Source organism: Crocosphaera sp. UHCC 0190 (assembly GCF_034932065.1).
GTDB lineage: Bacteria > Cyanobacteriota > Cyanobacteriia > Cyanobacteriales > Microcystaceae > UHCC-0190.
The window spans coordinates 88,346-103,159 of the sequence record NZ_JAYGHP010000008.1 but is presented as its reverse complement, the minus strand read 5'-3'; the positions used below and the strand labels follow the sequence as shown (position 1 = coordinate 103,159).

Genomic DNA, 14,814 nt, shown 5'->3' with positions numbered 1-14,814 from the left:
TTAATTAGCTCCCTGATTAGAAGATTTTGCTGGTAAATTTCTCGCCTTATAAAACATTTCTAAACTATCAGGATCGCCTACATATCGCCAGTGCCAAGGTTCATAGCTAATGCCTTGAGCATTATTTTTAGGAAAAGAGAGTTCAAAGCTGTATTGTGCGGCATGATTTTCTAGCCAACGAAAGGCCGCCGTTTGTTCAAAACTCTGACTAAGATTGCTGGCCGGAACATTACCATCTCCAATATCAATGGCATACCCTGTATGATGTTCACTATACTTTGGTGGCGCACTCACTTCCGCCCGTTTACGAGTTTCTTGATTGCGTTGACGTTTCACCTCAAAAAATAAATATTCTTGCTCAGCAACAGTTCTAAATCCAGAAATAGGGGTTAAAATAACGCCCTTTGCTCTCGCGTCTCGCTGCATTTTCCGAAAACTTTCGGCAGCATTACTTCTTAATTTAATCCGTCCATCAGTCGTAATCGATTTTAATTCTGATGGGGGAGCTTCTTGATAAGGTAAATGACCTAAAATATTTTCGATCGCTTCAGGAGAAGGACTCGCTTTAACAGGGGGAGTCACAGAAGAAGTGACTGAAGGTTGGGAGGAAGGACGTAGCATCAAGAAACTGGCCAAAACCACCACCCCCACCCCAATCATTCCTGAGATTATTAACCCTAGTTTTGGTTGTGATAGAGATGAATGGCTTGGGCTATCTCGTAAGGCTTCAGGAATGTCATCGATGGGGTCTGGTTGCCCGATGGTTTTTTGCTCATTTTTCATTGATGTTTTAATCCTTCTCCCTGTTTTCTCCTCTTAATATTCTACTGAGTGGCGACCCCATCTTGACGGGCGGCTAGTTGTACCGCACTGGCCACCGCAGGGGAAACCCGTTCATCAAAGACCGAAGGAATAATATGTTCTCGATCCAAGTTATTTGATGTTACCAAAGAGGCGATCGCTTTGGCTGCTTCTAAACACATATGCTCGGTGATGGTTTTGGCCCGACAGTCTAGGGCCCCCCGAAATACCCCAGGGAAGGCTAACACATTGTTGATTTGGTTAGGATAGTCACTGCGTCCCGTTGCCATGACTGCCACGTCATCTGTGACCAATTCTGGCTGAATTTCAGGGATGGGGTTAGCCATAGCAAAGACAATGGGATCTTTGTTCATCGACTTGACCATCTCTGGGGTGACAACTCCAGGCGCACTCACTCCTAAAAATATATCTGCCCCCTTCATCGCATCTGCTAAAGAGCCACTGGCATTAACAGCATAGGCTTGTTTTTGGGGGTTTAAGTCGGTGCGGGAGTTAGAAAGAATGCCTTTAGAGTCGCATAACCAGATGGTGGTTGCCCCCGCAGCCCGCAATAAAGAGGCAATGGCCACTCCTGCAGCCCCCGCCCCATTAATCACAATTCGCACCGATTCTAGGGACTTCTGGACTAATTTTAGGGCATTAAATAGGGCAGCTAGGGTGACAATAGCTGTCCCATGTTGGTCATCATGGAAGACGGGAATATCTAATTCTTGCTTGAGTCTTCGTTCAATTTCAAAGCAACGGGGAGCAGAAATATCTTCGAGATTAACGCCTCCAAAGACTGGGGCAATGCGTTTCACCGTTTCGATGATTTCTTCCGTGTCTTGGGTAGCTAAACAGATAGGAAAAGCATCAATTTTGCCAAATTCTTTGAATAACATGGCTTTTCCTTCCATGACGGGTAAAGCAGCTTCGGGGCCTAAGTTTCCTAAGCCTAAGACCGCACTGCCATCAGTGACGACAGCTACCGTGTTATTTTTGATGGTGAGTTCATAGACCTTGGAAGGTTCACTGGCGATCGCTTTACAAATTCGTCCTACCCCTGGGGTATAGGCCATAGCCAGATCAGATTGGGAGGTCAAGGGAAGACGACTATTAACGGTGATTTTTCCCTGACGATGGAGTTCAAAGGTACGGTCAGAAACCTTGATAATTTTAACATTGGGAATTTCTCGAACTGCTGAGACAATTTTCTCGGCGTGTTCTTCGCTCGAAGCATCGATGGTAATTTCTCTGCGGGTAATTTTTAGGGTGTGTTCAATCAGAGAAATTTGCCCTAAGCTTCCCCCTGCTCCAGCGATCGCTTGGGTAACATTGGAGAGGGTTCCAGCAATATTAGGTAATTCAATGCTTAACGCGAGGCTATAACTTGCATTCGGGTTGAGATTGGCCATTTAACTCCTGAGCTTCAGATAAAGACAGATCAATACTTAACATCGAGACTTGGGCGTAGTATCTGTGTTGTTCACGACCAAAGTCGCCACCACTACCATTAAACCGAAACCTTGTACCTGTTGCCTCAGACTTCCCATTTGTTTCAAGATTCTTCTTTTTCTCGTATCCAGTTTGACATATCTTCAGGTGAAGCGTAATGAGAGTATTTTAACTTAGCTTGATTATCATAAAAACCAATAATCCAATGTTTATTTTTCCATTTTTCGATATGAACTGGGCCAAAATCTCTAACTGTTGTCACAGAATCTTTCGTGGTTGATTTAAGTTCAAAATAGAATGTTTGACCTTTGTATTTTAACAAAGCGTCGGTATCACTTCTTCCTCGATTGGGTGGTTGTTCAAGTTGAAAAAGCTTAATCAATTCATTTTCTCTGGCATCATCTTGTACTGTCATTTTTAAATTTATAGGCTACCTAAAATTAGTATTTTTATTGACCTAATTCTATTTGACAAGGATACTATTTAAACATTTGAACCCCTAAACCCCTAAAATTATCTGAAGTCCTTGACAGGAACTCAACCGCCGACTGTTCATCTTGTCGCCTCAACGTGATATTATACCTTCGGCTGAGTTCACGAGTGTCAATGTCAGCCAAATAACTTGATTAGTTAGAACCTTAATCAAGGATAACCTAGCCTAATCGAACCCTGTGACTGTATGCCATTGACTGAATCCCAAACCCAAACAGCCGAAACGGTTTCAGACGATACTGATTCCATGAAAGACTACTATCAGCTACAACGCACTTTGTTGCTGTTGAGCTTGGTTTTCACCGGAATTATTTTTATCTGCGTCTGGATCTTCTATTCTCTTAATTTAGCTCTTAATTACCTGTTGGGGGCTTGTGTCGGCATTATTTACTTGAAATTGCTGGCCGGAGAAGTGGAAAAAATCGGCACATCAGGTCAAAGGGTTGGCGGTAAAGGACTTGCTTTAGTCGCCGCCATGATCATTGTAGCTAGTCAATGGCAAGAACTGCACATCGTCCCAGTTTTCCTGGGATTTTTGACCTATAAAGTCGCCATCATCGCCTACACAATACAAAGTGTTATGGCTCCAGAGCCAAAAAGCGAGTAAAACAAGAGGAAATCGTTGATTTCCGTCACCAGAATCGGTAAAATTTACCCAATGACAATGTTAGATGGTTCACGCATTTTAGATACCTTACCCCTAGCTGCCTTAGAAGTAGGTAAGCACTGGTACTGGGAAATTGGCAACTTAAAATTACACGGGCAGGTATTTCTCGCCTCCTGGTTTGTCATTGCCCTGTTGGTCATCGCCTCCCTTGCTGCCAAGCCGAAAGAAGGTCAAATGGTTCCAGGTGGAATGCAAAATTTCATGGAATACGTTCTAGAATTTTTGCGGGACTTAGCGAAAAACCAACTGGGAGAAAAGCACTATCGGCAATGGTTGCCCTTTATCGGGACGCTATTTTTGTTTATTTTTGTCTCCAACTGGTCAGGGGCCCTCATTCCTTGGAAACTGATTGAGATTCCTGAAGGGGAATTAGCCGCACCAACCAACGACATTAATACAACTGTTGCCCTGGCACTGCTTACCTCTCTAGCGTACTTTTACGCGGGCTTGAGTAAGAAAGGATTAGGATATTTTGCCAACTATATCCAACCCATTCCCATTCTCCTACCCATTAAAATTTTAGAAGATTTCACCAAGCCCCTCTCCCTAAGCTTCCGTCTGTTTGGTAACATCTTAGCTGATGAACTGGTGGTGGGCGTTCTTGTATTTTTAGTCCCCTTATTGGTGCCATTACCCCTAATGGCCTTAGGATTATTTACCAGTGCCATTCAAGCCCTAGTGTTTGCCACCTTAGCCGGGGCCTATATTCATGAGGCCATTGAGTCGGAAGAAGAAGAAGAACACGGGTAAGGAAAAAATCATCAAAAGCAGACAATAAAAGGAATAAAGATCTGTTGAACAAAAATGCCCAAAACGTAAGACAATAACAGAGAAGTCCGAGAGGCAATAAAACCTGAAACTCTTCTGGACAACTCAGGTACTTACCTGGTGGGAGTTCTAAATACAGAAGTCAAAATCCGCAGTCTTGCTTGGAAACTTCGCGCTCCTAAATTCTTAAGCTGACAACTAGCTTGCAATTTGTTCTATCAATAAAATCGAGGAAGAATTAACATGAATCCAACTGTTGCTGCTGCTTCTGTTATCGCTGCTGCTCTAGCTGTAGGTTTAGCCGCTATCGGCCCTGGTATTGGTCAAGGAAACGCATCCGGTCAGGCTGTTTCTGGGATTGCTCGCCAGCCCGAAGCTGAAGGTAAAATTCGCGGAACCTTACTGTTAACTTTAGCGTTCATGGAATCCCTCACCATCTATGGTCTGGTTATTTCTCTCGTTCTCTTATTTGCTAACCCCTTCGCATAAGAATTAATCGGGTGGTAGAGACAGCTTTGAGGCTGTCTCCACCGAAAACAAAGCTAGAACTAGATTGGACGTGGATGGGTGAACAATGTTTGATTTTGATGCAACCTTGCCGATGATGGCATTGCAGTTTGTTGTGTTGGCGATTATCCTCAACGCAATTTTTTACAAGCCTTTAAATAAGGTGTTAGATGAACGGGCTGACTACATCCGTAAACAAGAGACAGATGAGCTAGAAAAGCTGACCAAAGCTAAAAAGCTTGCCCAAGAATACGAGCAACAATTGGCAGACGCTCGTAAGCAGTCTCAAGAGATTATTGGGACGGCTCAAGCCGATGCCAAAAAAATTGCGACTGATGCCATGGCCGCTGCCCAAAAACAAGCCCAGGCCAAGAAAGAAGCTGTTGCCCAAGAAATTGAGCAGCAACGCCAAGATGCTCTAAGGAATCTAGAACAACAAGTTGATGCCTTAAGCCGTCAAATTCTAGAAAAACTCCTAGGGTCTGAATTTGTAAATTAACGATGCCGTCTGTTGAGTGATAAACCGGTATGATCGATTCTTTTTTATTATTAGCTACAGAAAGTCACGCAGAAGGGGAAGCCCTGATCGGGTTTCACTTCGACTTCTTAGAAAGCAACATCTTTAACCTGGCCATTCTGGTGGGCGTTTTGTTTTTTTATGGCCGCAAAGCTGTAGGAAAAATTCTCAGCGATCGCCGTAACCAAATTGCCCAGGCCATTCAAGAGGTTGAAGAAAGACAACGCAAAGCTGTTGCCGCTTTAGCCTCAGAACAGAAAAAATTAACCCAAGCACAAGCAGAAGGGGAACGGATTCGCCAAGCTGCCCAAGAAAGAGCCAAAGTCATTGCGGCAGAAATTGCCGCCCAAAGTGAACAAGATATTGCTCGTCTCCAAGAAACGGCTGCAGCCGATCTCTCCTCTGAGCAAGAACGAGTGATCGCTCAGTTGAAAAAGCAAATTGCGGAAGAGGCAGTGGTGAAAGCGGAAAGTCTACTCAAAGAACGGGTTAATTATGACGCACAACAACGCCTTATTGATCGCAGTATCGCTCAGTTAGGAGGTTAATTGTGAAAGGATCACTGTTAAGTAAAGAAATTGCTGAGCCTTATGCTCAAGCCCTCATGTCTCTTGCTGAGTCTCACCACATTACAGAGTCTATCGGCGAAGACTGTCGCGCGATTCTGGAAATGTTGGAAGATTGCTCAGATTTACGGGCATTTGTTAGCTCTCCCATCATTAAAGAAGAGGATAAAAGAGCCGTATTAACTCGGATACTCGGACGGGATATCCATCATTATTTGCGGAACTTTGTCATGCTTTTGGTTGATAAGCGACGAATTACCTTCCTAGAAGATATTTGTCAGCAATATCTAGCCCTACTCAGAAAATTGACCAATACTGTCTTAGCTGAGGTGACAGCATCAACAGAATTAAACGACGAGCAACGTCGGGCTGTCAGCGATAAAATTAAAGTCTTAACGGGGGCCCGTTCCGTTGAAATGAAGACCTATGCTGACCCTGATTTAATTGGGGGTGTCATCATCAAGGTAGGCTCCCAAGTCTTTGATGCCAGCCTTCGTGGACAACTACGCCGCATCGGCCTCACTCTTGGCGGTGCTTCTTAAACTGTTTCTCATTGTAATCCATTTAATTTCTGAAAAGATCTCACTATGGTTAGTATCAGACCCGACGAAATCAGCAGCATTATTCGCCAGCAAATTGAGTCCTATGACCAAAGCGTTCAAGTTTCCAGCGTGGGAACTGTTCTGCAAGTTGGAGACGGAACCGCCCGCATTTATGGCTTAGAACAGGCTATGGCTGGTGAACTCCTAGAATTTGAAGACGGAACCATCGGCATTGCTCTTAACTTAGAAGAGGACAATGTAGGGGCCGTGTTAATGGGGACAGGCTTAGATATTCAAGAAGGCAGTACCGTTAAAGCTACCGGAAAAATTGCTCAGGTTCCCGTAGGGGACGCAATGATTGGTCGGGTGGTTGACTCTTTGGGTCGTCCCTTAGATGGCAAAGGCGATATCAATACCACCGAAACTCGCTTAATTGAATCTCCTGCTCCTGGTATTATTGCTCGTAAATCTGTGTGTGAACCGATGCAAACAGGGATTACGGCTATCGATGCGATGATTCCCATTGGCAGAGGACAACGGGAATTAATCATTGGTGACCGGAAAACGGGTAAAACTGCGATCGCCATTGATACCATCATTAACCAGAAGTCAGAAGACGTAATCTGTGTTTATGTGGCGATTGGTCAAAAGGCTTCTACCGTCGCTCAGGTGATTGGTGTCCTGGAAGAAAAAGGAGCCATGGCCTATACCATTGTGGTTGCTGCTAACGCCAATGACCCCGCAACCCTTCAATATTTGGCCCCCTATACCGGAGCCAGCTTAGCGGAATATTTCATGTATAAAGGTAAGGCTACTCTGGTTATCTATGATGACCTATCTAAGCAAGCTCAAGCCTACCGTCAATTGTCTTTGTTGCTGAAACGTCCCCCAGGTCGGGAAGCTTATCCTGGAGATGTATTCTACATCCACTCTCGTTTATTGGAACGGGCGGCTAAACTGAGTGATAAGCTTGGTGGTGGTAGTATGACGGCGTTACCTGTGATTGAAACCCAAGCGGGTGACGTATCAGCCTACATTCCCACTAACGTTATTTCCATCACAGACGGACAAATTTTCTTGTCCAGTGACTTGTTTAACTCTGGTTTCCGTCCTGCCATCAACGCAGGTATCTCCGTGAGTCGGGTGGGTTCAGCGGCCCAAACTAAAGCCATGAAACAGGTGGCTGGTAAGTTAAAGCTAGAACTAGCTCAGTTTGCTGAATTAGAAGCTTTCTCTCAATTTGCTTCTGACTTAGATGCTGCTACCCAAGCGCAGTTAGCACGGGGTCAGCGGTTACGTCAAATTCTCAAACAGCCTGAAAACTCACCCCTAGCGGTGTGGGAACAGGTGGCAATTACTTATGCGGGACTCAATGGCTATATTGATGAGATTCCTGTTAATAAAGCCACTGACTTTGCCTCTGGACTTCGGGAATATATCAAAACCAGCAAGCCCAAATATGCTGAAATCGTCAACAGTGAGAAGAAACTCACCGATGAAGCAGAAACCTTGCTCAAAGAAGCCATTAAGGAGTACAAACAGGCTTTTGCTGCTTAATTAACTGGGGGCGAATAACCTTTCGCCCCTACAGCATAAAAGAATAACGGATAATCGATCACTGGAACATTATGGCCAATCTTAAAGCTATCCGCGATCGCATTCAGTCGGTCAAAAATACCAAGAAAATTACTGAAGCTATGCGTCTTGTGGCTGCCGCGAAGGTGCGTCGCGCCCAAGAACAAGTTATCTCTACTCGGCCTTTTGCTGATGCCTTGGCCAACGTTCTCTATAATTTGCTGACCCGTTTACAATTCGGGGATGTTAGCCTCGCCCTACTGCAACAACGAACCGTGAAAACAGTGGCCCTTGTGGTGGTTTCTGGCGATCGCGGTTTATGTGGAGGCTACAACAATTACATCATCCGTCGTGCTGAACAGCGGATCAAGGAATTAGAGAGCCAAGGAATTAGTTACCGTTTAGTAACGGTAGGACGGAAAGCAACTCAATATTTTTCTCGTCGGGAAGCCCCCATTGAGAAAAAATATACTGGGTTGAACCAAATTCCCACTGCTGATGAGGCAGGAAGCATTGCGGATGAATTACTATCTTTGTTTTTATCAGAAACGGTAGATCGGGTAGAGTTAATTTATACTCGTTTTGTCTCCCTAATTAGTTCTCGTCCTGTGATACAAACTTTGTTACCTTTGACTATGCAAGGGTTAGAAGTGGAAGATGATGAAATGTTCCGCTTGATTACCCGTGAAGGTAAATTACAGGTAGAAAGGCAAACCGTAACTCAGACGATGAGTACATTTCCCCAAGACATGATTTTTGAACAAGATCCGGTGCAAATTCTGGATTCTTTGTTACCTTTATATATCAATAACCAGTTACTCAGAGCTTTACAAGAATCAGCCGCTAGTGAATTAGCTGCGCGGATGACTGCCATGAGTAATGCCAGTGAGAATGCAGGTCAACTCATTGGGACGTTGACCTTATCTTATAACAAAGCGCGTCAGGCTGCCATTACCCAACAGTTGATGGAAGTAGTTGCTGGTGCGAATGCTTTGTAAGATTTCGAGGTAATTTTTGTCAAGAATTATCAGCGTTTAGAATTTATCTAGACGCTTTTTTATTCTCTAAACAATCAGGAAACCAATTTTCATCTAAAATTTGTTCAACAGTTCCTATCTGGGTTTGGGGTAGTATAGAAGCAGTTATGCCAGAGGAGTCCATAAATAGGTTTTTCGCATCATCATAGCACTCACCTAAAATCTCAGTGAGATAAGGCTTGAGACTGGGACTATCTTTCAAAATTTTCTTAATTTGTAAGCGAAAATTCCGAATTTCATTTTTCCATCCCCTTTGATTGTATTCCCGTTCTGTTTGCCAATAAGTTAACTTAAGTAAGTGTTCTAAGAGTCGGGTTAGGAGACTTTCTAAGGCACGACGATCATTTTTTCCCATACTCTCCAACTCCTCAATTAAGTTTTCTACATCTAAGGTAGAAAACTGACCAGATTTTAACTGTTTGATGGTGGTTTGTAACCAAAGATAATAATCTTGGTTATATAAGGTTTGAGTTGATAAATGAGTCTGTATTGTCATACCCTTAGAGCCTATTTATAAACAAAAATTCAATGATTGCGTAGGGTGGGTTAGGTGGCGATTTGCTATGCAGCTAATCTATTAATTGATTATCCACCTCAACCCACCATTAAGAAGACTTTTACCTACCTTAAAATTTAGTTTATATGCTTCTTAACCATTTAATAGAGCTTCGACAAATTCATAACTAGAAAAAGGCCGTAAATCTTCAATTCCCTCTCCTGCACCAATAAAACGAATGGGTAAATTTAATTGTTGGGCCACTGCTAAAGCAACTCCGCCTTTTGCTGTTCCATCTAACTTAGTTAAAACTACTCCGCTTAAATTAGCTGATTGAGAAAAAACTTCCGCCTGTCGTAGTCCATTCTGCCCTAAAGTCGCATCTAAAACTAATAAAGATTCTACTTGAGCATCGGGGGCTTTTTTATCAATAATACGGCGAATTTTTGCGAGTTCTTCCATCAAATTCTTTTTGTTTTGTAAGCGTCCTGCCGTATCCACTAATAATAGATCAACTTGACGAGCTTGGGCCGCAGCAATCCCATCAAAAACCACAGCAGCAGGGTCAGTATTTTTTCCTGGGTTGGCAATAACAGGAGTATTACTTCTTGCACCCCAAACTTTCACCTGTTCCACCGCAGCAGCCCGGAAAGTATCAGCCGCAGCAATAATACAACTATAACCAGACTGTTGAGATAAATGAGCTAGTTTGCCAATGGTGGTGGTTTTTCCCGCCCCATTTACTCCGGTTAATAACCAAATATTTAAGGTGTCTTTTTCGGGGGCAAATCCTGGATTTTTTACCTGTTGTAACGGACGATCTAAAATATCCCTTAAAATACCTTTGAGATATTCAATCGCTTGTTCTGAAGGCAAAGATTCTTCTAATAGTTTCTTTTGTAAGGTACTAATTATATGATCCGTAGCTTCAACTCCGACATCTGCTTGCAATAATAGGGCTTCAATTGACATTACTGCATCTTGGTTTAGAGGCCCTTGACCAACAATTGATTTTAGTTGGTTAACTAAACCGCGACGGGTTTTTCCTAACCCTTGACGGAGACGTTTTAACCAGTTAATTTCGTCTTCAGATATATCTTCAGGGGCCCGGCCTTGGGCCGCTAAAACTTTCGCTGACCAAACAAATTCTTCATCAAACGTTAAGGGCGTTTCTTCTGGGGGAGGTGCAGTTTCGATCGCTGTTTCTTTAAGAACTTCTAGACGATCAGATTTTTGCATCCAAACGGGAACATCTTCTGAGGAGGTTTCTGTTGGGGTAACAGGTTCTTCTTCCGTAACGGGTTGGGATTCGGTAACAGTTTCTGAGGGGACTTCTGATGTCTCTACTGCCTCGGTAGTTTGAGATTCATCTTTCCGTTGTTGAATATTTTTATAAGCGGTTTTGGCCCAAGTTAGATAGTCTTCTTGTGTCTTCTCCTCGGTTACAGTTTCGGGTTCAGAGGTTGGGGGTGAAGTGGTTTCTGGGGCCGGGGTTGCTGGTTGTTCTTGCTCTGGTTGGCTTATTTTACGACGGAACCAATTAAACATAGGGAAATATTTTTATAATAATAACTTAACTATTTTAACTTATGGTAAGGGGTTTTATCTAAATTCATTTAATATTAGTTATATTAAGGTTTCGAGACAAGTTTAACTGATATTTATATAGAGCAATGGGGCGATTAATAGCTTTGAAATAATCAGGATCTTTAGGGGATAAATAAATGGCTGTAATTTGTTCGGCTTCTATTTTATTATCAGCAATTAAATGATAATTAGTTGTGGTTTCTACTTCATTAATATAAATACTGGAAGGTCTTTGAAAAATTTGCTGTGTAATTTCTGTAGCGACAAATGTTTGAACCTTGGGCCGTTCTTGTTGCCGTTCGGTTACTGTAGAAATTAGTTGATTATTTTGGGATAAAAACGTAATTTGACGATTAGGATTATTCGGATCGTTTTTGACAGATATGGTTGCATCTTTTCCCAGATAAGCTTTAGCAATTTGATAACCATTAAATTCTCGATTTGCCACAATAGGTAATTGAGAAGAGATAAAAGAAGCTAAAGCAAAAATATTAGGAATAGGGGAAGATTGCTTTTGAAAACGAACTTGAAAATGCAAGGGTTGATTAAGATAACGTTGATTATTTTTAAAGCCAGGAGTAACAATTTCTGGGGCTAAAGGAGCCACTTGATCTAACAAAATACTGGTAACATTCCAGGTTCCCTCCATCCAATCAGGATAGACTAAATCTCCTTGAGCTTGACTTAAATTTAAAGGTTTATTCCAGTCAGGATAAGTCTGAATATGCTCAAGTAATTCCCCCGCTTGACTTGGTGAAACATTTGCCAACAATATAATAATAAATGCCAAAAATACAATTAAAATACGCATAACTCAAAATTCAATTAGGAGATTTTGCCACAAAATTAGCATAACTTAATTCATTGATAGAATTCCACTGTAAAATTTCTTGTCTAAATTTATTCCAAGAGTCATAAACCTCTTTAAAAGAAGGATTTTTACTGGCATTTTCTGCATATAAATCAAAGGATACTTTTTGTGCAGCCTTTAAAATTTCCTCAGAATAGGGAATCAATTTTGTTCCCCCTTTCAACAAAGATTGTAAAGCGATACGATTTTGAGCATCATATTGACTTAACATATTCAAATTAGCCTCCATCGCTGCCGCTTGTAAAATAGCCTGATATTCTTTGGGTAATTTTTCCCAAGCTGTTTTATTAATTTGTAAGTCTAAAGTTGCTCCTGGCTCCCACCAACCAGGATAATAATAATAGGATGCAGCTTTATTTAAGCCTAATTTTTCATCGTCATAGGGCCCCACCCATTCAGCAGCATCAATGGCCCCCGTATCCAGGGCCAGAAAAATTTCTCCCCCTGGTAATACTTGCACATTAACTCCCAAACGGGACATTACCTCGCCACCCAACCCAGGAATTCGCATTTTTAAGCCCTTAAGGTCATTAACAGACTTAACTTCTCGTTTAAACCATCCTCCCATCTGAGTGCCTGTATTGCCCGCCGGGAAACTAATTATATTAAAATCACTATAGACTTTGTGCATGGCTTCTAAACCACCGCCATGATAAAGCCAAGCATTTTGTTGTTGGGCATTCAACCCAAAAGGCATAGCTGTTCCAAAGCCTAAGGCCGGATTTTTGCCCACATAATAATAACTGGGAGAGTGGCCACATTCGACTGTACCTTGTTGTACGGCATCTAAGACTTCTAACCCTGGTACAATTTCTCCGGCCGCATAGGGAGTAATGGTAAATTTTCCCCCAGTCATGGCTTCTACGCGATCGCAAATAGTTTGGGCCCCACCAAAAATAGTATCTAATGATTTGGGCCAACTGGTCTGCATTTTCCAGCGCAGAGAAGGCAAGGAACCCGTATCTATGGGTTGAGTTTGAGACTGACAAGAACTGAGGACAGCGGCCGCAGTCACTCCTAATGTCCCATTGCTAATAAAATATCTTCGTTTCATTCGTGACTTTTTGAGACGTTACTGGGTTAAGGATGGTTTCTTAAAGTTTCAAGTTCCCATGATGACACAGGTTAGCCCAAAGGGAAAACTTAACCCTGTTCTCGTTTTCCTGTCTTAAAGCAAGCTATCTCATCAAAAAAGGGTCAGAAATAAAATTGTCACTCTCTTTACGCATTTTTGACACACCATTGACACAATGAGATTGTTTAATGTAATGGAGTTTTTCTCACAAAATCCCTCTAATAAACTTTTTAAAACGCTCTGAACACCTTTTAAGTATGAATCCTACTGCAACCCAATTCATTGATTTTTTACAACAAGATTTGGCGATTCCTGCCGAATCAATTGACTTAGCCTTGCGGGATGAACAAGCCATGCCCCATCATTTTCCCATGATTCTCTGGCAATATGGCTTAGTCAATAAAGAACAATTAGAATCTGTTTTTGACTGGTTAGACGATCATCTTTTATAAAAGCTTCATCTGTGCTTAATCCCAGTCTCATTATCTCGATGGCTTTCCAAAACCCTGCCAATTTTTAGGAAGTATTTATGATCAGAAAATTGTTCTGTATTCTTGACCCATGCTAATGACTTAACACGGTTGTCTAAAGTACAATAACCCTTTAGTTGTATGCCAGAGATAAAGTTTTATGGGTCGTGCTAATAAAGTCGTTCTTGCGTATTCTGGTGGGGTTGATACCTCTGTTTGTATCCCCTATCTTAAAAATGAATGGGGAGTAGATGAAGTCATTACCCTCGCTGCTGACTTGGGCCAAGGAGATGAACTGGGCCCCATTCAAGCCAAAGCCTTAAAATTTGGGGCTTCTGAGTCCTTAGTAAGCGATGCTACCGCCGAATTTGTCACAGATTATGCCTTTAAATCTATTAAAGCCAATGCCCTCTATGAGAGTCGTTATCCCCTCTCTACCGCTTTGGCCCGCCCCCTCATTGCTAAATTATTAGTAGAAGCGGCTGAAAAATATGGGGCAGATGCAGTGGCCCACGGTTGTACCGCTAAGGGTAACGATCAGGTACGCTTTGATCTGGGAATTTTAGCCCTGAACCCTACCTTAAAGGTGTTGGCCCCGGCCCGGGAATGGAATATGAGTCGGGAACAAACCATTGCGTACGGGGAACGCTGTGGCATGGAATTTCCGGTTAAGAAGTCTTCACCTTTTAGTATTGATCGCAATTTATTGGGACGCAGTATTGAAGCGGGGCCCCTCGAAGATCCGATGACGGAACCCCCCGAAGAAATTTATCTGATGACTAAGGCGATCGCTGATACCCCTGATAGTCCCGAATATGTTGAAATTGGCTTTGAAAAGGGTATTCCCGTTAGTCTCAATGGTCAAACCCTTGATCCTGTTGCCCTCATTACTCAACTAAATGAGGTCGTGGGTAAACATGGGGTCGGCCGTCTTGATATGATTGAGAACCGTGTGGTTGGTATTAAATCACGGGAAATTTATGAGGCCCCTGCTTTATTGGTGTTAATTGATGCCCACCGCGACTTAGAAAGTCTGACCTTGACTGCTGATGTCACTCATTATAAGAAAGGGGTTGAGGAAACCTACAGTCATTTGATCTATCGGGGTTTATGGTATTCTCCCCTAAAAGAAGCCCTCGATGCCTTAATTGACCAAACTCAGGAACGGGTCACGGGGATGGTACGCATTAAGCTATTTAAGGGCAATGCAACCATTGTGGGCCGTCAGTCTGACTACTCTATTTATAGTCCCCATTTATCTACCTATGGGGAAGATGATCGCTTTGATCATAAAGCAGCAGAAGGGTTCATTTATATTTGGGGACTGCCTACCAGAGTTTGGGCAGAAAAAACCAGAGGTTAATGATTTAAGGTTGGGGTTTAATCAT

17 protein-coding genes are annotated in these 14,814 nt (G+C 42.6%); 10 read left to right on the top strand and 7 right to left on the bottom strand.

The genetic code is table 11. The features are described from left to right. The 3 genes from VB715_RS13025 to VB715_RS13015 all read right to left on the bottom strand — a co-directional run bounded on the left by VB715_RS13025 (position 1) and on the right by VB715_RS13015 (position 2,671). Positions 1 to 783, bottom strand: a complete 783-nt coding sequence (locus VB715_RS13025; protein WP_323301646.1) for a M15 family metallopeptidase — start codon at positions 781 to 783, stop codon at positions 1 to 3. A 41-nt stretch (positions 784 to 824) separates the two neighbouring features. Then, positions 825 to 2,216, bottom strand: coding sequence for a malic enzyme-like NAD(P)-binding protein (locus tag VB715_RS13020; RefSeq protein WP_323301645.1), 1,392 nt, complete (start codon positions 2,214 to 2,216; stop codon positions 825 to 827). Positions 2,217 to 2,359: 143 nt separating this feature from the next. Beyond that, positions 2,360 to 2,671 carry a hypothetical protein gene (locus VB715_RS13015; protein WP_323301644.1) on the bottom strand — a complete coding sequence of 104 codons (312 nt, stop codon included), beginning with the start codon at positions 2,669 to 2,671 and terminating at the stop codon, positions 2,360 to 2,362. A gap of 264 nt (positions 2,672 to 2,935) precedes the next feature. Between VB715_RS13015 and VB715_RS13010 the strand changes: the two genes are divergently transcribed. The 8 genes from VB715_RS13010 (at position 2,936) to VB715_RS12975 (ending at position 8,888) form a co-directional block, all read left to right on the top strand. Continuing rightward, the gene (locus tag VB715_RS13010) at positions 2,936 to 3,355 is read left to right on the top strand and encodes an ATP synthase subunit I (RefSeq protein ID WP_323301643.1); all 420 of its coding nucleotides are present in this window, start codon (positions 2,936 to 2,938) and stop codon (positions 3,353 to 3,355) included. A 51-nt stretch (positions 3,356 to 3,406) separates the two neighbouring features. Continuing rightward, a complete protein-coding gene (gene atpB / locus VB715_RS13005) occupies positions 3,407 to 4,165 on the top strand; it encodes a F0F1 ATP synthase subunit A (protein WP_323290442.1) in 759 nt (252 codons plus the stop codon). Positions 4,166 to 4,426: 261 nt separating this feature from the next. Continuing rightward, complete coding sequence (gene atpE / locus VB715_RS13000) at positions 4,427 to 4,672, top strand: ATP synthase F0 subunit C (protein WP_323301642.1); 246 nt, start codon at positions 4,427 to 4,429, stop codon at positions 4,670 to 4,672. Positions 4,673 to 4,757: 85 nt separating this feature from the next. Further along, the gene (locus VB715_RS12995; protein WP_323301641.1) at positions 4,758 to 5,189 is read left to right on the top strand and encodes a F0F1 ATP synthase subunit B'; all 432 of its coding nucleotides are present in this window, start codon (positions 4,758 to 4,760) and stop codon (positions 5,187 to 5,189) included. Between the two features lie 29 nt (positions 5,190 to 5,218). Further along, positions 5,219 to 5,755 carry a F0F1 ATP synthase subunit B gene (locus VB715_RS12990; protein WP_323301640.1) on the top strand — a complete coding sequence of 179 codons (537 nt, stop codon included), beginning with the start codon at positions 5,219 to 5,221 and terminating at the stop codon, positions 5,753 to 5,755. 2 nt (positions 5,756 to 5,757) lie between these two features. Next, on the top strand, positions 5,758 to 6,315 hold the full coding sequence (gene atpH / locus VB715_RS12985) for an ATP synthase F1 subunit delta (RefSeq protein WP_323301639.1): 558 nt from the start codon (positions 5,758 to 5,760) through the stop codon (positions 6,313 to 6,315). Between the two features lie 45 nt (positions 6,316 to 6,360). Beyond that, positions 6,361 to 7,872, top strand: a complete 1,512-nt coding sequence (atpA, locus tag VB715_RS12980) for a F0F1 ATP synthase subunit alpha (protein ID WP_323301638.1) — start codon at positions 6,361 to 6,363, stop codon at positions 7,870 to 7,872. Between the two features lie 71 nt (positions 7,873 to 7,943). Next, on the top strand, positions 7,944 to 8,888 hold the full coding sequence (locus tag VB715_RS12975; RefSeq protein WP_323301637.1) for a F0F1 ATP synthase subunit gamma: 945 nt from the start codon (positions 7,944 to 7,946) through the stop codon (positions 8,886 to 8,888). A 43-nt stretch (positions 8,889 to 8,931) separates the two neighbouring features. Here the strand turns inward: VB715_RS12975 and VB715_RS12970 are convergent, their stop codons facing one another. The 4 genes from VB715_RS12970 to VB715_RS12955 form a co-directional block, all read right to left on the bottom strand. Continuing rightward, a complete protein-coding gene (locus tag VB715_RS12970) occupies positions 8,932 to 9,423 on the bottom strand; it encodes a DUF29 domain-containing protein (RefSeq protein WP_323301636.1) in 492 nt (163 codons plus the stop codon). A gap of 153 nt (positions 9,424 to 9,576) precedes the next feature. Continuing rightward, the gene (gene ftsY / locus VB715_RS12965; RefSeq protein ID WP_323301635.1) at positions 9,577 to 10,971 is read right to left on the bottom strand and encodes a signal recognition particle-docking protein FtsY; all 1,395 of its coding nucleotides are present in this window, start codon (positions 10,969 to 10,971) and stop codon (positions 9,577 to 9,579) included. A 64-nt stretch (positions 10,972 to 11,035) separates the two neighbouring features. Beyond that, positions 11,036 to 11,821, bottom strand: a complete 786-nt coding sequence (locus tag VB715_RS12960; protein WP_323301634.1) for a DUF6816 family protein — start codon at positions 11,819 to 11,821, stop codon at positions 11,036 to 11,038. A gap of 10 nt (positions 11,822 to 11,831) precedes the next feature. Further along, positions 11,832 to 12,935, bottom strand: coding sequence for a TRAP transporter substrate-binding protein (locus VB715_RS12955; RefSeq protein WP_323301633.1), 1,104 nt, complete (start codon positions 12,933 to 12,935; stop codon positions 11,832 to 11,834). 278 nt (positions 12,936 to 13,213) lie between these two features. Between VB715_RS12955 and VB715_RS12950 the strand changes: the two genes are divergently transcribed. Both VB715_RS12950 and VB715_RS12945 read left to right on the top strand, forming a co-directional pair. Beyond that, positions 13,214 to 13,408 (top strand): DUF2949 domain-containing protein, encoded by a 195-nt coding sequence (locus tag VB715_RS12950; RefSeq protein WP_323301632.1) that lies wholly within the window; start codon positions 13,214 to 13,216, stop codon positions 13,406 to 13,408. A 178-nt stretch (positions 13,409 to 13,586) separates the two neighbouring features. Further along, positions 13,587 to 14,789 (top strand): argininosuccinate synthase, encoded by a 1,203-nt coding sequence (locus tag VB715_RS12945; RefSeq protein WP_323301631.1) that lies wholly within the window; start codon positions 13,587 to 13,589, stop codon positions 14,787 to 14,789. Positions 14,790 to 14,814: the final 25 nt, after the last annotated feature.

Coding starts and splice junctions, on each gene's coding strand:
- VB715_RS13025 (WP_323301646.1), bottom strand. CDS start 783: ATGAAAAATGAGCAAAAAACCATCGGGCAACCAGACCCCATCGATGAC.
- VB715_RS13020 (WP_323301645.1), bottom strand. CDS start 2,216: ATGGCCAATCTCAACCCGAATGCAAGTTATAGCCTCGCGTTAAGCATT.
- VB715_RS13015 (WP_323301644.1), bottom strand. CDS start 2,671: ATGACAGTACAAGATGATGCCAGAGAAAATGAATTGATTAAGCTTTTT.
- VB715_RS13010 (WP_323301643.1), top strand. CDS start 2,936: ATGCCATTGACTGAATCCCAAACCCAAACAGCCGAAACGGTTTCAGAC.
- atpB (WP_323290442.1), top strand. CDS start 3,407: ATGACAATGTTAGATGGTTCACGCATTTTAGATACCTTACCCCTAGCT.
- atpE (WP_323301642.1), top strand. CDS start 4,427: ATGAATCCAACTGTTGCTGCTGCTTCTGTTATCGCTGCTGCTCTAGCT.
- VB715_RS12995 (WP_323301641.1), top strand. CDS start 4,758: ATGTTTGATTTTGATGCAACCTTGCCGATGATGGCATTGCAGTTTGTT.
- VB715_RS12990 (WP_323301640.1), top strand. CDS start 5,219: ATGATCGATTCTTTTTTATTATTAGCTACAGAAAGTCACGCAGAAGGG.
- atpA (WP_323301638.1), top strand. CDS start 6,361: ATGGTTAGTATCAGACCCGACGAAATCAGCAGCATTATTCGCCAGCAA.
- VB715_RS12975 (WP_323301637.1), top strand. CDS start 7,944: ATGGCCAATCTTAAAGCTATCCGCGATCGCATTCAGTCGGTCAAAAAT.
- VB715_RS12970 (WP_323301636.1), bottom strand. CDS start 9,423: ATGACAATACAGACTCATTTATCAACTCAAACCTTATATAACCAAGAT.
- ftsY (WP_323301635.1), bottom strand. CDS start 10,971: ATGTTTAATTGGTTCCGTCGTAAAATAAGCCAACCAGAGCAAGAACAA.
- VB715_RS12960 (WP_323301634.1), bottom strand. CDS start 11,821: ATGCGTATTTTAATTGTATTTTTGGCATTTATTATTATATTGTTGGCA.
- VB715_RS12955 (WP_323301633.1), bottom strand. CDS start 12,935: ATGAAACGAAGATATTTTATTAGCAATGGGACATTAGGAGTGACTGCG.
- VB715_RS12950 (WP_323301632.1), top strand. CDS start 13,214: ATGAATCCTACTGCAACCCAATTCATTGATTTTTTACAACAAGATTTG.
- VB715_RS12945 (WP_323301631.1), top strand. CDS start 13,587: ATGGGTCGTGCTAATAAAGTCGTTCTTGCGTATTCTGGTGGGGTTGAT.